Genomic DNA, 795 nt, shown 5'->3' with positions numbered 1-795 from the left:
GTGTCGGCGCTGGCGCTGGCGGTGATCTTCATCTACATGATCCTGGCCTCGCAGTTCGCCAGCTTCTTCCAGCCGATCGCCATCATGACCTCGCTGCCGCTGACGCTGGCCGGCGTGTTCGCGGCGCTGCTGCTGTTCGGCTCGACCCTGAACATGTTCTCGATCATCGGTTTCATCATGCTGATGGGGCTGGTGACCAAGAATGCGATCCTGCTGGTGGACTTCGCCAACCAGGCGCGCCACGGGGTCGACGGCCGCGAGCCGCTGTCGCGCGAGGCCGCGCTGGTCGAAGCCGCGCGCGTGCGGCTGCGCCCGATCCTGATGACGACGCTGGCGATGATCTTCGGCATGGTGCCGCTGGCCTTCAGCCTGGGCGAAGGCGCCGAGCAGCGCGCGCCGATGGGACAGACCGTGATCGGCGGCATCATCACCTCGTCGATCCTGACGCTGGTGGTGGTGCCGGTGATCTATACGTACCTCGACGATTTCGGCGCGTGCTTGCGTCCATTTTGGCGAGACAGAACGCCGTCTTCAGTTGCCCATCAGGCTGGCGGTGATTTGCTCTCCACGAAAGGCGACCCCAAAAAAGCGAACGAGCCTGCAAGATGAACTTTACGCGAGATAGCCATCCTCTTGTGGAGCGTAGTTGTCGTGGACTAACTCCGATTACGAGTCATCTTGGCAGAGGCCATCATCCACGAAAGGTAATGTGCAAAGAATGGCGCCCAACTTGGTGCCGGTGCCTTGGCAAACAGCGAGTTATAGGAAGCGATGAAATTCGCCATGAACGCATAG

1 protein-coding gene is annotated in these 795 nt (G+C 60.9%); it reads left to right on the top strand.

All coding sequences use genetic code 11. From position 1 onward, the window contains the following. Nucleotides 1-609: efflux RND transporter permease subunit (locus MKD50_RS30495; RefSeq protein WP_252669776.1), on the top strand; the 609-nt coding region annotated here is incomplete at its 5' end. Nucleotides 610-795 lie beyond the last annotated feature (186 nt).

Source organism: Cupriavidus mimosae (genome assembly GCF_023952485.1).
GTDB lineage: Bacteria > Pseudomonadota > Gammaproteobacteria > Burkholderiales > Burkholderiaceae > Cupriavidus > Cupriavidus taiwanensis_C.
Note: the sequence above shows the minus strand (reverse complement) of the source record. Positions and strands in the feature narration are given on the sequence as shown.